The organism is Streptomyces sp. WM4235 (assembly GCF_001279725.1).
In the GTDB taxonomy this organism is placed as follows: Bacteria; Actinomycetota; Actinomycetes; order Streptomycetales; family Streptomycetaceae; genus Streptomyces.
In genome coordinates, this window is sequence record NZ_LGDE01000098.1 from 1 (window position 1) to 4,801 (window position 4,801).

The 4,801-nt window shown below is 68.4% G+C and carries 7 protein-coding genes; 3 read left to right on the forward strand and 4 right to left on the reverse strand.

From position 1 onward, the window contains the following. Positions 1 to 341: 341 nt before the first annotated feature. On the reverse strand, positions 342 to 803 hold the full coding sequence (locus tag ADK55_RS09940) for a lamin tail domain-containing protein (protein ID WP_053677130.1): 462 nt from the start codon (positions 801 to 803) through the stop codon (positions 342 to 344). 584 nt (positions 804 to 1,387) lie between these two features. Then, positions 1,388 to 1,663 carry a hypothetical protein gene (locus ADK55_RS09945; RefSeq protein WP_053677135.1) on the reverse strand — a complete coding sequence of 92 codons (276 nt, stop codon included), beginning with the start codon at positions 1,661 to 1,663 and terminating at the stop codon, positions 1,388 to 1,390. A gap of 171 nt (positions 1,664 to 1,834) precedes the next feature. On the opposite strand from ADK55_RS09945, the gene ADK55_RS09950 reads away from it, so the two are divergent. Beyond that, positions 1,835 to 2,356: a hypothetical protein gene (locus tag ADK55_RS09950; protein WP_053677131.1), complete on the forward strand. Its 522-nt coding sequence runs from the start codon at positions 1,835 to 1,837 to the stop codon at positions 2,354 to 2,356. Between the two features lie 129 nt (positions 2,357 to 2,485). Here the strand turns inward: ADK55_RS09950 and ADK55_RS09955 are convergent, their stop codons facing one another. After that, positions 2,486 to 2,701 carry a DUF397 domain-containing protein gene (locus ADK55_RS09955; protein ID WP_053677132.1) on the reverse strand — a complete coding sequence of 72 codons (216 nt, stop codon included), beginning with the start codon at positions 2,699 to 2,701 and terminating at the stop codon, positions 2,486 to 2,488. Beyond that, positions 2,698 to 3,570, reverse strand: coding sequence for a helix-turn-helix domain-containing protein (locus tag ADK55_RS09960; RefSeq protein ID WP_063839491.1), 873 nt, complete (start codon positions 3,568 to 3,570; stop codon positions 2,698 to 2,700). Before ADK55_RS09960 ends, ADK55_RS09955 begins: the two co-directional genes overlap by 4 nt. Positions 3,571 to 4,015: 445 nt before the next feature. On the opposite strand from ADK55_RS09960, the gene ADK55_RS09965 reads away from it, so the two are divergent. Together ADK55_RS09965 and ADK55_RS09970 are read left to right on the forward strand one after the other, a co-directional pair. Next, a complete protein-coding gene (locus ADK55_RS09965) occupies positions 4,016 to 4,351 on the forward strand; it encodes an ATP-binding protein (protein ID WP_234349985.1) in 336 nt (111 codons plus the stop codon). Further along, positions 4,348 to 4,801 (forward strand): DUF6415 family natural product biosynthesis protein (locus ADK55_RS09970; RefSeq protein WP_159041344.1); only part of this gene is annotated, 454 nt, incomplete at its 3' end. The genes ADK55_RS09965 and ADK55_RS09970, both read left to right, overlap by 4 nt.

The window sequence follows — 4,801 nt, forward strand, 5'->3', positions numbered from 1 at the left end:
CTTCATGACAGCGCCCGCGACACCGCCCGGCCCCAGCGAGGACCGGCCGCCCACCTGCCGGCAGTGCGAAGCCGAGGCCGTGGCGATCGGCGGCCCCGAGGGCGGGGTCATCGTGCATGAATGCTCCTGCCCAATCGACGCGAAGGCGAACCGGTGGCCCGCCCGCCCCGCACCCCCTGAATGTGGCTTCGGGGTACCGCGGAGCAGCAGACCAGAACCACGATGCGGCCAGAAACCGGCGCTGGACATGGATGTGTGCCGGGCGGCTGGCGGACTGCCCGGCACACGATCATCACGGGTTCGACTGCCGCCCGTTCACGGGCGGCCGGCCGAGAGCCTGGTTAGCGGCGGCGGCCCCAGGACTCGGTGTCGACGGTGCGGTTGCGGTCATCGCGCAGGGTGGCGGTGTCGGCGCGGTTGTCCCAGACGTGGTCACGCTTGCCCTGGAACAGGTCCGTGCGGGAGTCGCGTCCGGACCCGGTGTGGATGCGGATGGTGGCGCGGCCGCCGATGCGGGTGTCGTTGAAGCGGTAGCGGTTGCCGTCGGAGTCACGCAGCGTCCAGCCACGCAGGTTCACCGGCTGGCGGGGGGGGTTGCGGATCTCGACCCACTCACCGTTCAGGGAACGGTTGGAACGGTCGTCCCGCCCGGGAGCGTCGGCCTGGACCCGGGAGATCTCCACCCGCGGCTGCCGATCGTGCCCCCGGTCCGCGGCAGTGGCCGGGAGAGCGGCGGCGGAGACGATGGCGCCGGCGGCGAGGACGGTCGCGGCAACACGACGGGCGATCGACGAAGCAGACATACGTGGCCCCTCAAGAGCTGTGCTGCACCCGCCGATACGAGTCACGTAGCGGTGCGGGTGCCCGGCCCGTGGTGGGCCGAGGACCCAAACTCTCGACCCGACACACGGCCGACCACAGCCCCCGACGAGGCCGGTTACCCACCCCGGACATTTCCGTCACACACACCTGCGCACTACACACAACCCGCATGAGCGTGGCCCTGACATTCACTGACCGCTACACCCACCCAAAGCACGCACCGCCCGGTCGATCAGTGCGCCCGGAGCGCACCACCAGGCGCACCCGTCCACCCGCCACCCAACCGGAGCAGCAAGTTCCGTAACAGCCGTTCCCCACGATTCTTCGCACGAATGAGCGGAAACCGTGCCTCGGAGCGAATCTTTCTGCCGCTCCGGTGGCCACCCCGCCACCCTGGACCGCACGCCGGAAAGATGACGCTTCACCCCTGCTGCGCTCGCGTACGCGAGGACGAGAACACCCACCCGGGGACACTGGCGGCCGGGCCCGGACACCGCGAAGCGGGGCCGCCACCAGCCGGTGAAAACCCCGCTCGACATGCCCACAACGCCCCCGGACCGCAGGGTCAGGGGGTGTCACCGCCCCAAATCCACGGCCCGAACGGATCATCCTCGCTGGGTCCGTAGTCCGCCCGGCCACCCGGCCCGTACATCCCCAGCGGCGTGATCAACAGAGCACCCGCGAAGAGTTCCTCGGGCATCCAATCCGTGACGTCGAGCAACTGTCCGTCAAGGGGCCCGCCGAGCAACTCCCGATAGGTGCGCCCCCGGCGCGGGTAAGGGTGCGGGTCGTCGTGGTCCGTGCCGTACACCCGGCGCCCCGCCGTCTGATCGTGGGTCATGACCCCAGACTCCCCCATCAGCGGGGCCCGTGGGGTCGATGCGCGGTGTACGTCGGAGCGCGCCCGATGGACAGACGGGCCCGACCTGCCCTGCCCGTGCCGCATGTCGCATGAATGACCCTTCCAGCCGTCTGTCGTTGTCACGACAGACGATCACGGGAGGCGGATTCGATGCGCGGGACCAGGTCCGGGGCGAGGTACGGGGTCACGGCCGCGGTGACGGTGACCGCCGTCGCCGCGCTGGGGATGTCAGCGCCGGCGCAGGCCGCCGAGGCGTGCAAGACGAGTTCGAAGAGCATCGACACCCCCACCTACAGCGGTCCCTGGCCCGACAACTGGAAGTTCACCGTCAAGGCCTGCGCGAAGCGCTCCGGCGGCCGCGTCAGCCACTGGGCCAAGGTGTCCTGGGACCTGCCCGCGAGCGTCTTCACCCCGGGCGGCATCTTCAACGCCCCCGGCACCGGCGTGAGCGTGACCGGGAAGCGACCCGGCGGCCGTGCGGCCGGAGTGACGCGGTGGACCGACCTGCGCGAGCGGCTCGACCGGGCCCGCGACGGATCGGTGACCACCCCCGCGTTCACGATCGGCCACGGCGCCGGCCCAGCCGTGACCGCCGTGGTGGTCGAGCTCGATTGGAAGAACGACGGCAAAGCCCCCGTCCGGTACGTCTTCACCACATCACCGAGGGTCTGATCCACTCGGCAGCACTCGTAACGGTGTCATGGGGACAGGTGTCGAATCCACGCCGATGCTTGTCCCACGGCAAGCTGGTCAGCGCGGGCGGCATCCTCCGTATCGTGAGGATGCCGCCCGCCCCTACGTTCAGCGGCCGCCGGCGCCTGTGTGTGTGGCGAACGCCGCCCACGCGGCCGTGGTGAATCCGAGAACGGGCGCGTCCGTCTCGGCGTTGCGCTTGGAGTCCCGGACGTGGACGGCGCCTGGCTGGGGGCACGCCTCCACGCAGTTTCCGCTGGCGTCACCGCTGTACGAGGACTTGAACCACTGCCCGTACGGTCGAACGGTGTTGCTGCTGCTCATTTCGTTACCTCTCGTGCTGCTCGATGCAGGAATGCGGGGGTCTCGTGGGCGGGCAGGGCGCCCTGGGCGAGGATGTCGAAGCGACGGACGAACTGCTTTACCGGCCTCGGCTTCGACAAGCACTCCATGCCCTGGTCCAGGGTGCTGCTCGCGACGACGACCGGGTCGGGGAGCTCCTTGCGGTCGAAGTCGAGGACGTGGAACTCGCCGAAGACGCGATACGTGGGTGCCGAGGAGGGGATGATCCGTACGGTGACGTTGGGCAACGCCGCCAGGCGCTCGATCTCCTCGTACTGCTCCAGCATGATCTGCGGACTGCCGACCATGTTCGTGATGGCGGACTCGTCCATGATGCAGACGAGTTCCATGCCTTCCTCGGTGATCCGTTTCTTGCGGGTCATCCGAACTTCGACCGCGCTCTCCACGAACGCCAACGTGCGATCGTCTGCGATCCTCGCGGATTCGATGAGCGCGCGAGCGTAGCGCTCTGCCTGAAGGAGTCCGTTCACCACCATCGGCGTGCACGCCTTGACGACCTTGGCGCCGGACTCGAAGGCGAGGAAGAGGCTCATGCCAGACGGCAGGACCGACACGCTCGGCCCCCACCAGCCGTCCGCCTTCGCGTTCCGGTACCAGTCGGTGAGCACCTCTTGGCCCTCGAAGGGCACCTTGTAGGCGTCGAGGAGCTTGGTGAACTGCTCTATCCGCTGGAAGCCCGAGGTGCCGTTCTCCACCCGGCTGATGGCCGAGGGTGCACACCCCACGGACCTCGCGGCCTGATCTCCCGTCAACCCTGCCTGTTCGCGGAGACGGGTGAGTTCGGCTCCGAGCACGATCCGTAGAAACGTTGCCCGCACGTTCGCCGCCATGTCTCCTCCTCTCTGTCCGGTTCGGACCGCGCGAGCCTCGGCCCCGATGATGGCAGCTTCGGTTCCCCTTGCGCGAGTACAGGTGCGTCTCATCTGACCCCCGGTGCGCCTTCACCGAGGTTCGGTTCGCCCCCTGTCATATACCAGTTCACGCGGAGGAGCAATTGCGATAGCCATTTCGATTGCACGCCAACTGCGGTTGGTAGGACGGTAGTCGAGCCGCTCGGAGACGGGGCACGACCAGCCCCTGGAGCCCTTTGATTCTGGGCGGCTCCCACCGTCCTGCCTGCCAAGGAGTACCGCCGTGACGGCCTTGAGCACTCCTCTGTACCCGGCGCGAATCCCCGCTCGCGCAACCATCACCAGCGGGGCCGAGTTCAGTTTCCTGCGCCGCTCGGACGGGGAGCCGGGTACGCAGGACAGGCAGCGGCCACGGCAGTCACGCGTGATCGCCGCCGCGTGTCTTCGCCTGTGGGGCCTTGCACCCCTCACGGACCCGGCCTGCCTGGTTCTCTCCGAACTCGTCACGAATGCCTTCGTGCACGGCCGGGGCGCCTTGGTCACCGTACGGTTGTTCCTCACCGCGGCCGAGCTGTGCATCGAGGTCTGCGACGGCAGTCCCTGGGTGTCGAGGCAGCCTTGCCCTGACCCGCTCGCTCCGAGCGGTCGAGGCCTGTCCCTCGTTGACGCCGTGGTTGACGCCTGGGGAGTCTGCGAGGACGGCGCCCGGGTCTGGTGCCTCATCCGCCGCGATCTCGGTACGCCGGAGGGACACCGGTGAGCCTGATCAGTCTGTTCCATCGCCGAGGAACGGCAACGGACCCGGTGCGTCAACCGCCCCAACCCGAGTTGTCCCGAAGGGGCACGGCGAGCCGAGCCGATGTCTTCGACGCCAGTGAGACGACCGTCCTGCGCGTCCTCGAAGCGCTGCGGCCGGTACAGACCCCCACGGTCGTGGATTCGATCTTCGATGCCCTCGAAGACGTCCTCGGACTTGACTACGTGCCGGATGAAGATGAGATCTCCGATCTCAGTCTCCGGATGCGTGGCTACCTCATGAGGCTCGTCGGTGTCGCCCCCGAGGACAAGGATTTCACCGTGCTCGTCGAAAGGGCCCGCGCCCTCCTCGACGTGGAGGTACCCCAGGACTTCATCGGCATCCGGGTCCACCTGCGGCGTATGGCTCTGACCGCTCTGGGTCTGCTTGACCTCTTGGCGCCCTTCTCGGAGC

What these genes read in the sequence shown, in the direction of transcription:
- ADK55_RS09940 (WP_053677130.1), bottom strand. Translation starts at nt 803, where the DNA reads ATGTCTGCTTCGTCGATCGCCCGTCGTGTTGCCGCGACCGTCCTCGCC.
- ADK55_RS09945 (WP_053677135.1), bottom strand. Translation starts at nt 1,663, where the DNA reads ATGACCCACGATCAGACGGCGGGGCGCCGGGTGTACGGCACGGACCAC.
- ADK55_RS09950 (WP_053677131.1), top strand. Translation starts at nt 1,835, where the DNA reads ATGCGCGGGACCAGGTCCGGGGCGAGGTACGGGGTCACGGCCGCGGTG.
- ADK55_RS09955 (WP_053677132.1), bottom strand. Translation starts at nt 2,701, where the DNA reads ATGAGCAGCAGCAACACCGTTCGACCGTACGGGCAGTGGTTCAAGTCC.
- ADK55_RS09960 (WP_063839491.1), bottom strand. Translation starts at nt 3,570, where the DNA reads ATGGCGGCGAACGTGCGGGCAACGTTTCTACGGATCGTGCTCGGAGCC.